Origin of the sequence: Paenibacillus rubinfantis, from assembly GCF_001486505.1 — a bacterium.
GTDB classification, from domain to species: domain Bacteria; phylum Bacillota; class Bacilli; order Paenibacillales; family Paenibacillaceae; genus Fontibacillus; species Fontibacillus rubinfantis.
Map to the genome: position 1 here is coordinate 1255377 of NZ_LN909066.1, position 15089 is coordinate 1270465.

Here is a 15089-nt window from a genome sequence, read left to right on the forward strand (position 1 = left end):
CTTTCTATATAAAGTTAAATATGAAACCTGGCTCTGAATTTACCGGGAGATTCCCCGGTCCAACGCTTAAACTGCCGGCTGAAATGAGCGATATCCTTATACCCGAGACGCATCGAAACAGCTTCCACCGATAACTCCGGCTCCATCAGCAGCAGTTTGGCCTTCTTCAACTTCAACGCCGATAAATATTGGCGCGGTGACATCCCGTAAACGCTGCGAAAAATCCGGTTGCAGGAGGACGCGCTGTACCCCAGCCCAGCGGTCACCGCCGCAACCGTTTCGCGTGACCGATCCTCATCCAGTGCGCCGCCGTTACGATCACCAACCGCCCCTAAGCCCGCGCCCGAGCCACCGCCAGACTTGGAGCCGCCGTCAAAGCCAGAACCCGAGACCGAGACCGAGACCGAGCCACCGCCGGACCCGGAGCCACTGCCCGAGCCGATGCCGGAACTCGAGCCCGCGTTCCCTCCCGCTGCCGCGGTCCAGGCCTCCGGCTCCTCCACGCTGCGCTCCAAACCGGCGGCGATCTCCGCCGCAATCCGGTTCATCCGGCTTCCGGGAGCGCCGGTCTCCCGCTCCGCCAGGCCTTCGCTGAGGCCGGCGAACAGCTCAAACACCGCGGACATCGCTCGCATCTTGTCCGCCAGCTTCGCGCCCGCTCCGTCCGAGGTGAGCGCGATCAGCTTGTCCAAGCTTGGCCGAATGACTCCGGCCAATGGCCCGTCCGCGGCATGCAGCGGCTCCTCGCCGCGGCACAGCAGCTCGCGAAGAACGGGCTCGTCGACGTTAAAATGCAAGCAATAATACGTCATCGGCTCCGTCCCCAGTGCGCGGCTTTCGTGCACCTCCTCAGGGCGGAGCAGCAAGAAATCGCCGGGTTGCTGCACATAACGTTTGCCGCCCACGATCATCTCCTGGCTGCCCGCCAGCAGCAGGTTCACCTCGAACAGCGGGTGGCTGTGCCGCGGGTATGACCACTCGCTCGTCACCGTCCGCAAATGCGCGGCAAAAAGCTTAAACGTCGAGTCCATATCCGGCAGCATATATTCGGTAACCTGATGCTCTCTAGCCACCCTCATCCCTCCGCTTTATTACGATCGGTCTTCCGGCCTCGCCATTCGTGAACGTTTTGGATAAATCGATTGGCGGTTTGGACATGGGCGTTCTCCCAACGCCTTGTTATAATCAAACTAGCATAACCGCTGTTAATTGAACAGGAGGTAATTAACTTGGGTAAAAATATATTTTTTAACGCGCATCATTCCCCGATGGGAGCCTTCGCCAGCTTTACATTAGGTTATCCCGGCCAAAGCGGCGGATTCGACCTGGAGCTAGGCAGTCCGCCAAAGCAGAACATCTATATCGGCCTGCAAGACGACGGGCAAGAGCGTTACCGGGCCCTGCCGTTCTTTGGCGAAGGTCTGGACGAACGGGATCGTTATACAACCGAAGAGAATGGGGAGGCAACCAGCGAACAGCATTCCGTTCAGAAAAAAGAAAGCGGTCTCATCGTCCCGTTTGGCCGCAGCGAGATCGTCCGCCGATTTGGTGCGGCGATCGACGAATGGCAAGCCGGCGATTTGACGTTCCGCCTGATTTCGCCGTTTGAAGGCGTGCCTGATCCGGAGACAGCGACCGAAGAGCAACTGCGTTTCGCGCTGATGCCAGCGGTGCTGGCGGAAATCACGGTCGATAACACGCGGGGAACGTCGGCACGCAAAGCCTTCTTCGGCTTGCAGAACATCGACGCCTTCAGCGCGATCCGCCGCTTGGAGGACGTGACCGACGGCCGGATTTGCGGCATCGGCCAAGGCCGCCATACCGCGATCGCGGCGAATGACCCGCGCATCTCAAGCGCCGGATTTTTCAAGATGGAATCGATCCTCAAACCGAAGGTTCCGGAGAACCTCCGCTTTGGCCTCGGGCCGGTGGGTGCGCTGCTGATGGATACCCCGGCAGGCGAGAAAGCCACCTATCGCTTTGCGCTTTGCTTCTATCGCGCCGGTTACGTCACCACCGGGATGGATGCGTCTTACTACTACACGCGGTACTTTGACAACATCGAGGAAGTCGCCGACTATGCACTGGCTGAGTTTGACCGTAAGCTGGAGGTTGCGCAGAAAGCCAACGCGCTCGTGACCGACGCCAAGCTCAGCGAGGATCAGAAGTTTATGCTCGCCCACGCCATCCGCAGCTATTACGGTTCCACCGAGTTGCTGGAGCAGGACGGCAAACCGCTGTGGGTCGTCAACGAAGGCGAATACCGGATGATGAATACGTTTGATTTGCTGGTCGACCAGCTGTTTTATGAGCTTAAAATGAATCCATGGACGGTAAAAAATGAGCTGGATCTGTACACGAGCCGTTACAGCTATCGGGATACCGTGCGTTTTCCCGGGGATCCAACCGAATATCCTGGCGGCCTCAGCTTCACGCATGACATGGGCGTGGCCAACTCGTTCTCCCGTCCCGGTTATTCGGTTTACGAGCTGCATGCGATCGACGACTGCTTCTCCCATATGACGCATGAGCAACTGGTCAACTGGGTGCTGAGCGCCACGGTTTACATCCATCAAACGAATGACCGCGATTGGCTGGACCGCAACCTGCCGATTCTGGAGCAATGCCTGGAAAGCATGGTGAACCGCGACCATCCGGACCCTACCAAGCGGACCGGCATCATGGGCCTCGACAGCTCCCGCACGATGGGCGGCGCGGAAATTACCACCTACGACAGCCTGGATGTCTCGTTGGGGCAAGCGCGGAACAACATTTATCTGGCAGGCAAAAGCTGGGCGGCTTACGTCGCGATGGAGAAGCTGCTGCGTACCAACGGCCGCGAGTCGGCAGCCGTGCTAGCCGGACGGCAGGCCGAGCTGTGCGCCGGAACAATCACAGCTCATTTGCTGCCGGGCGGATACATTCCGGCCGTCATTCAAGAGAACAACGACTCCAAGATCATTCCCGCGATCGAAGGGCTGATCTTCCCGTTGTACACCGGCTGCGAAGAAGCGTTGGATCCAAATGGCCGATTCCGTGAATATCTCGCCGCGTTGTCCAAGCACCTGAACACGGTGCTGCAGCCGGGCATCTGCCTATTCGAAGACGGTGGCTGGAAGCTGTCCTCGACGAGCAATAACTCTTGGCTAAGCAAGATATATCTCTGCCAATTCATCGCCCGTCAGATTCTGGGTCTCGCCTGGGACGAACAGGGGCAAGCGGCCGATGCGGCGCATGTAGCCTGGCTGACCTCCGAGAAGAACGCCTATTGGAGCTGGAGCGATCAGATGATGGCCGGCGTGATCTGCGGCAGCCGGTATTATCCGCGCGGCGTGACGGCGATCCTATGGCTGGACGAGAAATAAACCTACCCGCAGCCTAAAAAGGCCGGACCCCGAAGGGTCCGGCCTTTCCTTGTTATGCGCCGCTGCGAGCGGCCTGATTCCGGCCGGCGTGCTTCGCTTGGTACAAAGCCTCGTCGCTGGATTTGAACAGCTCCAGCAACGCAGTGCTGGAGCCTGCAGGTACGGTGACGACGCCGATGCTGATCGTGTACTCCGGCCGCCCGCGGTTGCCCTGGCTCTCGAGCACGGCGGATCGCAGATTTTCCGCGAATTGATCCGAAGCCAACTCGTCCGCCCCCGGAAGGAAGATGGCGAATTCATCGCCGCCATACCGGCCAAACAAATCCCCCGAACGCAGCCGAGGCCGGACCTTCCCGGCAAATTCCTGCAACAGCTCGTCGCCGATATGATGGCCAAAGGAGTCGTTAATCGTCTTAAAATGATCCACATCGATCAGGATAAACGAGGCGGGAATCGCCTCCTTCCGACATCGGCGCAGCGTCTCCCGCGTATGGTGCATGAAGGCCCGCCGGTTCAGCGCACCGGTCAGGTCATCATAGCTGGCCAATCTCACTAACTCTCGGTCCGTCCGCTCCTTGGACAGAAGGAAAAAGCCCATGTTCCCCAACATCATGATCGCGTATAAGGCCAGGAAGGCTACCGTTCGATAGATGCCGGGATCCAGCATGTCCACGGACATGCGGCTAAAGAAAGCCAGCAGCGTACGAACGATCAAAGCGGCTGCGATCGCAAGATACATGTACCCTAAGAGCCGCGACAATGGGGATTTTAAGGACGAACCCACCAACCGGACGGCAGGGATCATAAGCATGACCGCGAGGGAAAGGGAGACGACGGCAATGCGTAACGGTATGGTATTATGCAGGAATACAACCAGCAAGTAAACGGCCATCCCCGCAGACGTCCAATACATATAAAACCGCCTCGCCTTGGCGTTAAAGCCGCCGACCACCCGCAGCAATGCCGCGGTTTCAAGCGCAACCCCCAACAGGAAAAACAGATTCGCCGCTACGATCGCCGCCATCCCCGGTGTGTTTCCCGCCAGGATAAATAGCCCCCAGGTTATGGCCTGAAGCCATTTGGCAGCGTAGAACATGTCAATCGCCGATTCTTTGGAATTACGGAACTTGTATGCACTAAAGAGAATGACGGCAAGAAGATGGCCCAACACGAGCAATACGAATACCGTCTTCATATCCAAATTCAGATCCAACATGAAACTTTCCACCGTCTCCATCCCACAGATGATCCTTCATCCTTTATTGATTCTTTTTATCATACAACAAATTTCGCCAAAGAGGGATGTGAGAATGAAAAAAAAAGCGAGGATTTCCATCCCATGGAACAGGAGGAAAAACCCGCTTCTTCTTTATCGGCAGAAGGATTATTGGTTGGCGGCTCCCTGACGGGAGATCAGGAACAATGTGCCCCAAATCAACACGAATCCACACGCCTGGGCGACCGTAATCATTTGCTGGAAGGCGATCCAGTTGACCAGAACGCCAACCATCGGGAAGCTTAACTCCGCGAGGGTAGCCACCGATGCTTTTGTCGTCGTCAACCCTTTGTAGTAAACAAGCAAGCTGAGCAGCCCAGGCAACAGCGCTTGTCCCAGCATATTAAGGGAGAGCGCGGCGATTTGCGAGGTGCCGGCCGGCAGGGTCCAGGCAGCCCCTTCGTTCCATGTGATGGCCAGCAGCAGCGGCAGCGCCAAAACAAACCGCAGCGACGTCACCGTCTCATATTTCATATGACCAACCATCATCCGCCCCATCACCGTGGATCCGCCCCACAGCGCGGCAGCGCCCAGCGACAACAGGCTGCCAACCTGCACGAAATCGCTCCAGTGCCCGATCGGCATCGTAAACCCGAAGGTCAGCAAATACGTTCCCAACAACGCAACCAGCAGAAATCCGAAAAAGTGGCGCGGCAGCTTCTCTTTGAGCAGCAACCCAGCCAGCAGAATGGCGAACAGCGGCTGCATTTTTTGCAGCAACAGGACGGCGTTCAGATCCCCGCTCGACAGTGCCATCGTAAATAGGATGGTGGCGATGGCCGAGCCTCCCCAGGAAATAAAGAGCAGTGCGCCCCCTTGCTTCCAGCCCAGTCCTTTCAGCTCGGTCCGATTTTTCCACAAAACCGGTATGGCAAAAAGCGCGATAATGAGATGCTCGATCAGTACGATTTGCGCTGAGGTGAGCGACTTCAGCAGGATAACCCGAAACAGCGGGTCGACACCCCACAGGGCTGCCCCTAACACAACAAGCCAAAAACCGCTCCGCGATTTGCGTGCCTCTACCGTCCTGGATGAGGATTGAACCTGCCCTGACGTGCCAACCAGCGCTCCTGCGCCACTTCCGGCCTGAAGCCGGATTCCGTTGTTTACTTTTGCTTTTCCCATCATGTTTGTCCCCTTCTTGAATAGAGGGTCTACGTAGAAAACCCCCGCAGTTGACCTTCGTAAAGGTTTGCGGGGGCTGACCAAATAAGCCTGGCAGGAACCGTAGCGATCCCTGGATCAAACTAGAGCTTGATTGATCTTCTCCCATCCGGACTTTACCGTCGGCCTTGGAATCGCACCAAGTCAGTCGCACGCGGCCGTTATAAAGCCGCAGGCGAGTCGCGGGCTGCAGTTTCCTTACAGGAAACCTCACCGCCGGTCGGGAATTTCACCCTACCCCGAAGATCTCTATTCATTTAAATTTTGATTACTTAAGTTGTTTCTATCATAACGCAGGCTGTCAAGTAACTCTGTTACAAAAATCACAATGTCTGCTCTTGCACCAAAATTCAGGATTATCCCCGCTTGACCACTTCAAAATTGCTTTCGAGCAGCAGCCAATTTTGCGGGAAACTCAAGCCCAGCTTCCAATAACTCATTCCGCGCAGCCCCAGCTCCTTGATCAGGTTGAACTTGGCCTGGATCGAACGGGCGTCTTCAAACCATACTTCGTGCTCCCGTCCCTCCCCGTCCCAATAATGGAAGAACGGAGCTTGATCCCGCTCACTGTATTGGATAGCTACGCCGTGCCGTGCGGCAATTTCGATCGCCTGCTGCGGGCTGACCGCCCGGGCAACGCTTCCCTGCACGAACGGCAGCGTCCAGTCGTAGCCGTACAGGTTTTGCCCCATCATGATTTTGGAGCCGGGCATTTCCGTCAAGGCGTATTCGAGTACCCGCCGAACCGGGCCGATGGGCGACACCGCCTGGGCTGGACCGCCGCTGTAGCCCCACTCATAGGTCATGATGACAACGAAGTCGGCGATCTCTCCATGCGCCCGGTAATCATGCCCTTCATACCACAAGCCTTGCTGACCGGCGCTTGTTTTCGGAGCCAAAGCGGTAGACATCAGCCAACCCTGCTGCGCAAAATGCGCTTTGGCTTTACGCAGGAAGGTGTTGTAGGCTTCCCGGTCAGCCGGCCGCAAAAACTCGAAATCGAAATGAATATCTCGAAATCCATAATTGTTTGCCGTCGTAACGATGTTATCCAGAAAGCGGTCTTGCACCGCCATATCGTTCAGCAGAATTTGAGCAAGTTCATCGCTGAACTGATCGTTCTCCTGATTGGTGATCACCATCATCAGCACCACCCGGTTCGCCCGGGCAATTTCGGGAAACTGATTTAACGGCGGCTCCCGTAGCGAACCGTCCCGCTGCGCTTGGAAGCTGAACGGGGCCAGGTAGGTCAGATGTCGCGCCGTTTCACGCGCGCTTTCCTCCAGCGCCGGCGACACCGTTCCACCGCGCGGCTCCACATAAGCGTTAAATTCAGCGCTTTTTCGCGGCCGCGGCGGGATGTACAGCCGAAACCCGATCGATAGGGATTGCTCTGTGCTAATGGCATTAACGCGAGCCAACTCCTGATAACTGATCCCAAAGCGCTGCGCGATCGACCACAAGCTGTCCCCGGATCGGACCCAGTAATAGTTGCCGACGATCGGGATGACCAAGGTTTGTCCAACCACAAGCCGCTCCGGATGAGGCAATTCGTTTGCTTCGACGATATCATCATAAGGTACGCCATAGGCTTCGGCGATGCTATACGTCGTTAGGCCCGGCTGGACGATATGAATCTGCATTAACTCCCCTCCTCCATATGGATCATGCTATCTACATCCTATGAAGGAGGAAGTTTGGCCTATTCCAATCAGCAGGCCGCTGCGTTAAAACGCCGGCAGGGCAATCTCGTTGTAATTATCCTCAAGGAACTGTTTCACTTCCGGACTGGAAATCGCCTTCGCCAGCTTCTGGATCGCTTCCGAATCCCGGTTGTCCTCACGCGCCACCAGGGTGATCGCAAAGGCGGATTCAATGGTTTCAGTCAGCAAGGCGTCCTTTTTCGGCGTAAGTCCCAATGGGCTGGCGTATGCCGGGGTCATCAGTACCAAATCGGCGTCATCCAGCATCCGGGCCAGCATCAGCAGGTCAACTTCTTCGAATTTGTAGTTGTGGTTGTTTTCCACTATATCGGCTACCGTTGCGTTGATGCCGACGCCTTCTTTCAACTTGATCACGCCGGCTTTATCCAGCATGTCGAGGGAACGTCCGCCGTTGGATGCATCGTTTGCGATCACGATCGTGGCCCCGTCCGGGAGCTCCTCCATGGATTTATAGCGTTTGGAATAAGCGCCGTAAACGGCGTGATACACCGGCTGAACCGGAACAAGGTTGGCATTTTTGTTCTTATTGTACTCTTCCATCCAAGGCACGTGCTGGAAGAAGTTCGCGTCCACTTCCTTGTTCGCCAGCGCATCGTTTGGCTGCACATTGTCGGACAAGATAACAACTTCCAGGTCGATGCCCTCCTCCTTCAACTGCGGCTTGATCAGCTCCAGGATGTCCGTCATCGGCGGAATCAACGAAGCCACCTTCAACGTGGTTGTCTCCGTAGTCTCGGCCGCCGCCGGTGCTTCCACGCCCGTCCCCGCATTTCCAGCGTTTGAAGCGTTTGAAGTGTTGCCGTTATTGCCGCAAGCGCTTAGCACCAGCATGAACAGCGCCAACGTCATCATCCATTTTCCTGTTTTCATCATGGTTTCTCCCTCCGATATTAGCGTTTATCCAGCCAGCGGGACAACGCATTCCCTATAAATTGAATTCCTTGTACCAGAACGATCATCAGCAGGATCACAACGGCCATCAGCTCGGTTTCAAATCGCTGATAACCGTAGCGGATGGCGAAATCGCCAACCCCGCCGCCACCGACCACACCCATCACCGTCGAGTAGGAGATAAAGCTGATCGTCGATGAAGTCAACCCCAGCACCAAGCCGGAACGGGCTTCTACATACAAAAACTTCGTAATGATCTGCAGTTTGGACGCCCCCATGGACCGCGCCGATTCGAGCACTCCCCGCGGCACCTCCAGCAGCGATTGCTCGACGAACCGTGCATAGATGGCGATCGCGACAACCGCCAGCGGGATGGAAGCCGCCAGCGTCCCGATCGCCGTGCCAACGATCAGCCGAGTGAGCGGAATCATAAACACCACCAGCAGCAGGAATGGAAAAGAGCGAATGACATTTACCGCCCCATTAAGCAGGCCGTACCTGAGGGGGTGGTCATAAAGCTGACCTTTACCGGTCAGATACAAAGCCGTCCCCGCCGGCAAGCCTAGTAGTACGGCCGCCAGCAGCGCGATCCCGACCATCACGAAGGTCTCACCGATCGCTTCGCCGATTTGGCTGCGATACTGGACGAAACCTTCCCACATCAACAAGAAAAAATCCAACCCGCTTACACCTCCGTCCCGCCAAGCAGCTGATCCCGATAGGAAACACGGTAACCCGCCAAACCGGCGGTTCCCGCTTCCGTATCGTTCCGCTGAAGCGTAAACGCATCGGTTATCCGGCCCTCTTCCATCACCGAAACCCCTTGGCAAATGCTGCGCACGACGTCCATTTCGTGCGTGACAATGACGATCGTGACCCCCAGTGTCCGGTGGATATGCAGCAGCACCTCAAGAATCTCCGCCGTCGTCTTGGGATCCAGCGAGGAGGTCGGCTCATCGCACAGCAGGATATCCGGCCGGCTCGCCAGCGCCCGCGCGATGGCCACCCGCTGCTTCTGCCCGCCGCTGAGGGAAGCCGGGTATTGACCGGCCTTGTCCTCCAGCCCAACAAAACGCAGGCATTCCCGCACGCGTTCGGCGCGCTCTCGCTTTGGCGTGCCCACGAGCTCCAGCGGGACCGAAACATTCCCGCTGACCGTCCGGTTATTCAGCAGATGAAATTGCTGAAAGATCATGCCAATCGACCGCAGCACTTCGCGCCGCGTGGTCTCGGGGAGCGCGGTCAGCTCCCGGCCCAGGACCGTGACTTTCCCTTGATCCGGCAGCTCCAGCGCGTTCATCATCCGCAGCAGCGTGGATTTCCCTGCCCCGCTGGGGCCGATGATGCCGTGAATCGTGCCTTGGGGAATACGCAAGGATACGTCACGTACCGCCTCAAAGGGCCCATTCTGCAAGCTGTACGTTTTGCTGACATGCTCCAAAGCGATGATAAGCGTCCCCTCCTCCCGGGTGGATTTCTGTATTACTTATTTCATCACGCTGTTACATTATGCTTTCACCAGTTGATTATAGACCATGTATTCATCTGTGTCACTAATTTGATTAATTTATTATAACGAGATCTGTGGGCAGCTATTTGGGAAGGCCATCTCAAGGAGATGCAGAGGGAAGAGCAGTGGGCTTGTCCTATCTTTTCCTAGCTTGTCTTAGAAGCTAGTGATAGCTGCTAGCAGGACAGCTGTTTTCAGAGGGTTAGAGGAATCGAGACTCTTCAAAAGTTAGGCAAAAACCGCTTTCCGCTTGTAGAGGTCAATCGTCCAATCTTTCTGTTGAATAGACAATACACTAAGGTTGAATCAATTTTAATGGAGGTGTCTTAGACCAAATGGGAATGAACGAACGCAAGCATCATAAACACCGCAAACTTCATAAACTCCACAAGCACCACAAACACCCTAAACTTCACAAAGACCACAAAATCCACAAACCTCATCTTCATCATGTAAAAAGCAAAAAAATTATCAAAGTCAAGGTAAAGCCGAACATTAATGTGCAAGCCCCGCAAGGGCCGATGGGGGTTCAAGGCGCTCCTGGCCAGCAAGGGATTCCAGGACCTCAGGGAGTTCCAGGTCCCATTGGACCTATTGGACCTGTAGGGCCTGCAGGGCCAGTGGGACCGCAGGGATTACGAGGTCTACCCGGCGAACCTGGACCGGTGGGACCACAAGGGATTCCAGGACCACAAGGACCCGCAGGACCGGCTGGACCTGCCGGAGGGCCCCCTGGACCTCCTGGACCCGAAGGACCTGCAGGGCCCGCGGGACCGGCTGGACCGGCAGGAGCGACAGGGCCCGCAGGGCCGGCGGGACCCGCTGGACCCGCGGGAGGCATCTCCGACTTTCTAAGCATTTACCGTATTGACCCCGGTACTGGAACCGACACGGTGCCAGGCAATGCAGCCGTAGTTTTTAACGGGCTATTAGCAAATTCCGGCGGGGCTTTTGTATTTGCCCCTCCTTCCGATACCATTACAATTACGGAAGCCGGGGTGTATTTGATCAACTTCACGGTCCACAATCAGGGGAATGCGGACTTTAACCTAACCGTAAATGGTGCTCCAATCACTCCCGCTCCATTCACAGGAAATGGCGGCGGCCCTACCTCTGCAGAGGTTATCGTGAGTCTTCCCGCCGTGCCGGCAACGATTCAAATTGTAAACGCAAATGCTACACCGGCACAGCTGCATAATCTGTTAAACACGACCTTAACCATCTTGAAATTGGCATAGTAACGTTGTTAATCTATAGATTATATTTGCCTGCCAAGGATTTGGCAGGTTTTTTCTATCATCGTATTCGAACATCGTTAAAGTGTGCCATGATATCAGACCTATCAGCTATTGAACTAGGAGACAGAGTTCTCTATGTTGATAGATCATCAGGTTCGAATACGGGTGGCTTAACCCGACTCACTGGAGATGGAGTTCCCATACCTCCTGCAGGATGCAACGGAACAACTCATCCAGCCTGTCGTACAGCGCATTGTCCGTACTGGAGTCTCGTGATTCCTGTGTTGGTGCAATTCGCTCATAGTAAGGCAGACGATCCGCAAAATATTCGTCCAAGCGCGAAAGGCGGAGCTCCGGTTCCGGCTTTCGTCCGGTTTTCTTATACGTGAGCAGCAGGTCGATCTCCTCCCAGAGCCCTCCGCGACGCACGTCCGCCGGTAGAGCCGCTTGGACAAGCGCCTCGATATCCATCGGCGGCGGGCTTCCGCAGCGCTCGATCCAAGCGCAGGCTAGCAGCGGCCGGAGAACATAGATGTAATCCTTGGGCCCGGCCGGCGTACCTCTCAGCCGCGTTCGCAGGTTGCGCTTCGCCATGTGCAAATAATGGTGCATCGCCGCTTTGGCGGAGAAGACGTGCGGTGCCAGCGCCTCCAGTCGTAGTGAAAGCTGGTAAGCATCCGCGTAGACAATCGGCGAGGCCAGCCACTCGAATAAGGCGGGATTACCTTTCGCAAGCAGTAACAACGCCTTACGCAAATCCCAGCCAACCAGATCCAGAGCGCCGCCGTTCCCCGGCTGGCTCGAACCGGATGCCCCAGCCTCTCGTTGATCGTCCTCCGCGCCGACGTGGATCGGGAACTCGAGGACATCTCTTTGGTCCTTGATCGATATATACCACTCCACCGGTCGCACATAAACGAACCGTACGTCGTAATCGCTGGCGGCGGACGCATAAGCCCAGGCCCGGCTGCCCGCTTCGCAAGCGTATAAAATGCGCACCTCTTCCGTTTGCTCCACCTGCCGCATCCGCCGTAAGATTAACGATTGAGTGTCTCCCGCTTGCTCCACCGCTGCTGCCTCCTATCTCGCTAAGCTACTTGGCTGTTTCGCCTAAATGGCCGGCATCACATTGCCGCCGCTGACCGGGAGATAAGCGCCTGTAATAAATCCGGCCAAGTCGGAAGCCAGAAACGCCACCGCATTGGCGATATCCTGATCTTCGCCCCGGCGCTTCAGCGGAACGTCGGCGATATAAGCGGCATCGTTACGGTCCTCTAGCCCGCGGTCCTGTTCGCTGATCGTCCAGCCCGGCGCCACCTGGTTGACGGTGATCCCGTGCTCTCCGACCTCTTTTGCCAAGACGCGATAGACGCCGTCCATCCCTCTTTTGCCCGCCGTATACGCCGATTGGTTGGGAAAGTTCTGCATGGCGCATTCGGTATTAATCCCGATGAACCGCCCTTTCCCCTTGCGGATCATCGCCGGGATAAAGGCCTTAGCCAAAAACACGCTCTGCAGCACGCAGGATTCAAACTGGCTGACATAATCCTCCGCCGGTTGCTCCAGCACGGAGGTCCAGTTATACTGCACGACCGCATTCGCAATCACGATATCTGGATCGCCAAGCTCTGCTGCCACCTTTACTTGTATCGCTTTAATCTCCGCTTCCTTGGTGATATCGCCCCGTACGATCATCCCCGTTCCGCCGGCCGCCGTAATCTCCCGCAGCAGCTCCTGCGCTTTCGCCTCGTTCAGAATGTAATGGATGGCCACCTTCGCTCCGCAAGCCGACAACGTCCGGGTCATCACTCGACCCAACTGGCCGGTCGCCCCGGTAATCAGCGCAACTTGTCCCGACAGATCCATCTTTAACATGGCTATGTTTCCCCCTTAGAATCCGGTTTTTGCTGCTTAAGCCCAAATCGGGCGTCACTTCCATTCTACCTATCGTCCACGGTAAAAGCGAACCGCCAAAAGACCCGACCAAGGAGATCCCTCCCCTCCGCCGGGCCTTGCAAAATAAGCGCGATTACTGTTGTTTTGCCGCAATTGAAAATACAACCGTTTTGGCCTTATTATCCACCAATACGCTCACCGAAAAATCCCCCACAGTCGCCTGCTTGTCGGCCAGGGGTCGGCCGGCTTCCACCTCGGTGCAAATCGCGTCAAACCAGCGGCGGAAAGCGATGGCATCGTACGTGAACAGCTGATTGGCAAAAAGCTCGATTGATTCCGAGTTCCGGGCCAACGTGCCTTCCCGCAACCGGACCGTAATCCCGTACGTGTTGTACGTTGGATCAAGCCAGATGGCCGCCTCCTCCGTCGCCGACCCACCGGATGAACCGCTTCCTCCTACAGACGTAGCCTGCTGCACCGCCAACTTCTCCTTTTCATCCTTATACAGGCGCAGCGTCGTATCAAACAGATCATAATTGGTGCCGCGCAGCTGACCAGCCTTCCGCAAAGTATCATAGGCATCCCACATCCGCTTGTCGGGAAAAGCAACGATTCGTTGTCCCCCGCCGGCGGTTGGCACCAGCCGCTGCAGTTTCCCTTCCTCCGGTTGAATCGGGATACGTTTGGTTTTGTCAGTCAGACGGTTCAGAATCACGAGGGCTTCGGCCCGCGAAACGGTCCGTCCGACACCAAAACTTCCGTCCGGGTAACCCTGCATGATCCCCTTGATCAACGATTCGGCGATGAACTTCTGCTGCCGGTCACTTGCGCTGGTCAAGTCCCCATAGGACGCGGCCACTGTACGGCTAAACTGCTCATCCTCCAGAAACTCGGTTTCCTGCAGCGTGTAGTATAACACCTCCGCCACATTTTCCCGGGTCATTCCGGTTTGAAAATCACTGTACCGGCTTTTGTTCAAAAAATTCAAATCGCTGGCCACATCGATATACGGCTTGGCCCAATAGCCGGTCATCGCCGGCTTGAAGTCGAAGTAACGGTAATCCTGCTTCAGGATCGTCCGATTCTCCTCGCTCAGCGATTCGAGAAAGGACGCCCGCCAAGACCGTTCTAGATTCGGATGCTGCTCGCTATAGGACAAGATCAGCATCTTAATGAATTGGTCCACCTGTACCGGCTCATTAGGCCGGAACGTCCCGTCCGGGTACCCGTTCAGGATTCCCTGGGCGACCATCGACTCGATTTCCTTCAGGGCCCAATGTCCACGAATATCTTTAAAAACAGCGGTATCCCCGGACGCAGCCAAGGCGATGGATGGACCAACAAGCTCCTTCGCCGGCCCCAAACCTCCCATTGTGCCAATAAGGCCAGTTAGCAAGCAAATCGCTGCGGTTTGGCGCAATCTCCTTTTGAAGATGCGCTTCCATATTTTTTTAATCATAAACACAGCCTCCCAAGTCTTGACACCTCATGCGTTATGTACGGCGCACGTAAATACGCTGCCACTACTCAGAAAACCATAATTCGGAACGGATGTGAATAGGCCGAACGTCGGTCGGAACTCCGACATAAACGAAGCGATATCCCCTCCGCTAAATGAACCAGAACAAGCCCAGGGACAGTGCCCTGGGCCTGGATAAATATGAGCTGTTCACGACTCCGAAATGGGGCTTTCATCCTTCGGTTCGGATTTCTCATAGGCCAGCAGGATCGAATCCAGCAAGCCGGGGAAGCGGAACTCCAAATCCTCTTCCCGTATTGACATAAACCGCTGCGTGCCTTGGATGCGGGTAAACACAACGCCCGCCTCCCGCAACGTACGAATGTGGTGGGACAACGTCGATTTAGCTATCGGCACTTCGAAATGGCTGCAAGGCCGTTCGCCGCTGCGGCGCATCTCTGCCACGACACTGAGCCGGATCGGATCACTCAAAGCGTACAAAACGGATGACAACTGAATTTCATCCCGGTCGGGATGATACAGGACTTTCATGAGGAAGACTCCTT

General features: G+C 56.0%; 13 protein-coding genes and 1 riboswitch. Of the genes, 2 read left to right on the forward strand and 11 right to left on the reverse strand.

Going from position 1 to position 15089, the window contains the following annotated elements:
* Nucleotides 1-14 precede the first annotated feature (14 nt).
* A complete protein-coding gene (locus BN3277_RS23310; RefSeq protein ID WP_392396652.1) occupies nucleotides 15-1079 on the reverse strand; it encodes an AraC family transcriptional regulator in 1065 nt (354 codons plus the stop codon).
* Nucleotides 1080-1229: 150 nt separating this feature from the next.
* On the opposite strand from BN3277_RS23310, the gene BN3277_RS23315 reads away from it, so the two are divergent.
* Nucleotides 1230-3365, forward strand: coding sequence for a glycoside hydrolase family 52 protein (locus BN3277_RS23315; RefSeq protein WP_089153384.1), 2136 nt, complete (start codon nucleotides 1230-1232; stop codon nucleotides 3363-3365).
* A gap of 52 nt (nucleotides 3366-3417) precedes the next feature.
* Here the strand turns inward: BN3277_RS23315 and BN3277_RS23320 are convergent, their stop codons facing one another.
* The 6 genes from BN3277_RS23320 to BN3277_RS23345 all read right to left on the reverse strand — a co-directional run bounded on the left by BN3277_RS23320 (nucleotide 3418) and on the right by BN3277_RS23345 (nucleotide 9870).
* Entirely contained in the window at nucleotides 3418-4581 is a 1164-nt protein-coding gene (locus BN3277_RS23320; protein WP_157688753.1) for a GGDEF domain-containing protein, read from the reverse strand.
* A 168-nt stretch (nucleotides 4582-4749) separates the two neighbouring features.
* On the reverse strand, nucleotides 4750-5766 hold the full coding sequence (locus BN3277_RS23325) for a DMT family transporter (protein WP_232436526.1): 1017 nt from the start codon (nucleotides 5764-5766) through the stop codon (nucleotides 4750-4752).
* Between the two features lie 132 nt (nucleotides 5767-5898).
* A riboswitch (FMN riboswitch) is annotated at nucleotides 5899-6056 on the reverse strand.
* A 105-nt stretch (nucleotides 6057-6161) separates the two neighbouring features.
* A complete protein-coding gene (locus BN3277_RS23330) occupies nucleotides 6162-7448 on the reverse strand; it encodes a glycoside hydrolase family 18 protein (protein ID WP_059046797.1) in 1287 nt (428 codons plus the stop codon).
* Between the two features lie 84 nt (nucleotides 7449-7532).
* On the reverse strand, nucleotides 7533-8399 hold the full coding sequence (locus BN3277_RS23335) for a MetQ/NlpA family ABC transporter substrate-binding protein (RefSeq protein WP_059047462.1): 867 nt from the start codon (nucleotides 8397-8399) through the stop codon (nucleotides 7533-7535).
* A 20-nt stretch (nucleotides 8400-8419) separates the two neighbouring features.
* Nucleotides 8420-9082, reverse strand: coding sequence for a methionine ABC transporter permease (locus BN3277_RS23340; RefSeq protein WP_059047464.1), 663 nt, complete (start codon nucleotides 9080-9082; stop codon nucleotides 8420-8422).
* A gap of 23 nt (nucleotides 9083-9105) precedes the next feature.
* Complete coding sequence (locus BN3277_RS23345; RefSeq protein WP_082691586.1) at nucleotides 9106-9870, reverse strand: methionine ABC transporter ATP-binding protein; 765 nt, start codon at nucleotides 9868-9870, stop codon at nucleotides 9106-9108.
* A 953-nt stretch (nucleotides 9871-10823) separates the two neighbouring features.
* Here BN3277_RS23345 and BN3277_RS26170 point away from each other — a divergent pair.
* Nucleotides 10824-11168: a BclA C-terminal domain-containing protein gene (locus BN3277_RS26170; protein WP_232436496.1), complete on the forward strand. Its 345-nt coding sequence runs from the start codon at nucleotides 10824-10826 to the stop codon at nucleotides 11166-11168.
* 180 nt (nucleotides 11169-11348) lie between these two features.
* Here the strand turns inward: BN3277_RS26170 and BN3277_RS23355 are convergent, their stop codons facing one another.
* From BN3277_RS23355 to BN3277_RS23370, 4 genes are all read right to left on the reverse strand, one after another.
* Nucleotides 11349-12236 carry a nucleotidyltransferase domain-containing protein gene (locus tag BN3277_RS23355; RefSeq protein ID WP_059046801.1) on the reverse strand — a complete coding sequence of 296 codons (888 nt, stop codon included), beginning with the start codon at nucleotides 12234-12236 and terminating at the stop codon, nucleotides 11349-11351.
* Nucleotides 12237-12278: 42 nt separating this feature from the next.
* Nucleotides 12279-13043 carry an SDR family NAD(P)-dependent oxidoreductase gene (locus BN3277_RS23360; RefSeq protein WP_059046803.1) on the reverse strand — a complete coding sequence of 255 codons (765 nt, stop codon included), beginning with the start codon at nucleotides 13041-13043 and terminating at the stop codon, nucleotides 12279-12281.
* A 154-nt stretch (nucleotides 13044-13197) separates the two neighbouring features.
* Nucleotides 13198-14523 (reverse strand): S-layer homology domain-containing protein, encoded by a 1326-nt coding sequence (locus BN3277_RS23365; protein WP_059046805.1) that lies wholly within the window; start codon nucleotides 14521-14523, stop codon nucleotides 13198-13200.
* Between the two features lie 210 nt (nucleotides 14524-14733).
* Nucleotides 14734-15075: an ArsR/SmtB family transcription factor gene (locus tag BN3277_RS23370; protein ID WP_059046807.1), complete on the reverse strand. Its 342-nt coding sequence runs from the start codon at nucleotides 15073-15075 to the stop codon at nucleotides 14734-14736.
* Nucleotides 15076-15089: the final 14 nt, after the last annotated feature.